This window comes from Flavobacteriales bacterium (assembly GCA_013214975.1).
Lineage (GTDB): Bacteria > Bacteroidota > Bacteroidia > DT-38 > DT-38 > DT-38.
Genome location: JABSPR010000346.1, coordinates 1 through 2,130 on the forward strand (window position 1 = coordinate 1; position 2,130 = coordinate 2,130).

2 protein-coding genes are annotated in these 2,130 nt (G+C 37.0%); one reads left to right on the forward strand and one right to left on the reverse strand.

Translation table 11 applies throughout. The annotated features are described in order from the left end of the window. Positions 1-85: 85 nt before the first annotated feature. Positions 86-520: a hypothetical protein gene (locus HRT72_11160; GenBank protein NQY68263.1), complete on the forward strand. Its 435-nt coding sequence runs from the start codon at positions 86-88 to the stop codon at positions 518-520. A gap of 400 nt (positions 521-920) precedes the next feature. Here HRT72_11160 and rlmF read toward each other — a convergent pair whose 3' ends face one another. Further along, entirely contained in the window at positions 921-1,916 is a 996-nt protein-coding gene (rlmF, locus tag HRT72_11165) for a 23S rRNA (adenine(1618)-N(6))-methyltransferase RlmF (GenBank protein NQY68264.1), read from the reverse strand. Positions 1,917-2,130: the final 214 nt, after the last annotated feature.

Below are 2,130 nucleotides of genomic sequence, written 5' to 3' on the forward strand. Positions count from 1 at the left end.
AAAAAAAATATTTTACCATTTATGGGAATCTTTAACATTCAGCCATTATAACATATTGGATACCCAGAATAAAAGACGTAATAAAATGAAATATACTCCTAGCTTCATAACAACTAATTTCTTATTAGGAATAAAGTCTGATGGTAGATTATTAGAAGCTATGACTAATATAAAAACGCTATCAAATGATGAGCTTACTCAATTACCTAGATTACCCAAAATGGGTACTTGGGAGTTAGTTCTAGAAGAAGTCATCGATACTGACCATGATATTGAATATTATTATAGATTTATTAATGAATTACACGAAAGAAACATAAGTGATAATACAATCAATGAAATGAGATTAGTCGCTTGGGAAACTGCTGGTTGGTATAATTTCGAAATGATGGCATGGGATTGGTGTAGTTTAAATACAGATGATATGATTCTAGGCCTAAATGATAGACTTAAAAAAGAAAATATAAGTCAAGATCAATACCAAAGTTTAAAACAAAAAATAGAAAAGCATAAAACCTAACCAACCAGAGAATCCAGCCGATACGGCTCGCTGAAGCTCGCGTACGGCTGATTCAGATGTTATCGGAGCGTGGAAATAGAACTCAAGTGAAATTGAACTCAATAAATTTAAAGTGCTGAACATTAATTAGTGAAAATTAGTGGTAAGAATTTTTAACCACTAATATCCACTAATAAGTAAGAATTAGTGAGTTTAAAAGATTGGCATCGAATCCGGCGAAAAAGATAGAAGTTGGAGAGCGGAAAAGAGACCGTTCAGAACTCAAGACTAAATAAAAAAAACGATAACCATTATGAAATATTTAAACGCACTTAATCCTACCTCAGCAATGACTAAAAAAGATTACTAGAATTCCTTCATTAAAAAAGTGGCGTAGTCATCGGTAATGCTAGTTCGAGATTTAGGTGAATGTCCATGCTAATATTCTCGTAATTTTATTTCCCTGCTTCATTTCTATTTCTCGTATATCAGTCGCACCAAGCTTACGAATCAATTTTTTTGCAGGCTTAACATTGTCAATTTTCGAAACTAGACTGGTAAACCATCGGCATTGAGCTGAAAATACTTGGCTTTCTTTTATTAATTTTTTAAGGAACATTCGTTCGCCGCCCTTACACCAAAGCTCTGCTTCTAGACCGCCAAAATTTAGAGTAGGAGACGTGGGTATTGATTTTTGAGTGGCGTCATTTTCATTAAAGCTCGTGGTTGTTTGCTCACCGCGATTACGCGCAAGGTTGTTGAGCTTACGCTGACTACCTTTGAGTGCTTCATCTTGAGAAGCATGGAAGGGTGGATTGCATACGCTGATATCAAATGATTCTCCCGCCTGAATAACACCGTCAAAAATATGATTTTTATCGTGTTGCATGCGTAGTGTGAAGCAATCTTTTAGCTTGGGGTTGTTAGCGATAATCGAGGCTACATTCTCAAGCGACTGATTATTAATATCACTACCTACACAATGCCAATCGTATATTTGGCAGGCCAATAGTGAATATATTCCATTTGCACCAGTTCCTATATCGAGCAAGGTGATTTTGGGCTGGATATTAGCTAGATTAGTAGTTGACTCGCTAACCCCAAGCAACTCAGCTATGTAATGGATGTAGTCGACTCTACCTGGGATGGGCGGACAAAGAGAACCTTCTGGAATATCCCAATCGATAATGTTATAGTATCTCTTCAATAGCGAGGTATTCAGGGCTTTTACTGCCAGTGGATCTGTAAAGTCGATAGACAGGTTGCCGTGAGCGTTTGTTTTAACATATGGGGCTAGTGGCGGGTAACTTTTCACGAGAGAAGGAAAATCATAGCCCTGCTTGTGTAGATTCCTCGGGTGCAGTCCTTTGCTATTAGGCTTAGTTTGGTTTTTTTTACTTCCATAGCGTGTGCTCACAGTAATATGTCCGAAGTTTAGAATTCAAAAGTGGAGTGGGTATTTGTATAGTCCGTGATTATAACCTTAATATGTGAATTCGCCATACATAACCAGCCATTTCAGCCAATGTGGCTCGCGGAGCTCGCACATGGCTAAATGGAATCGTTAGGGCATAACAAAATGAAAACCATACTATATTTACTACTGACATTCTCTTTTATAAGTTGTACGT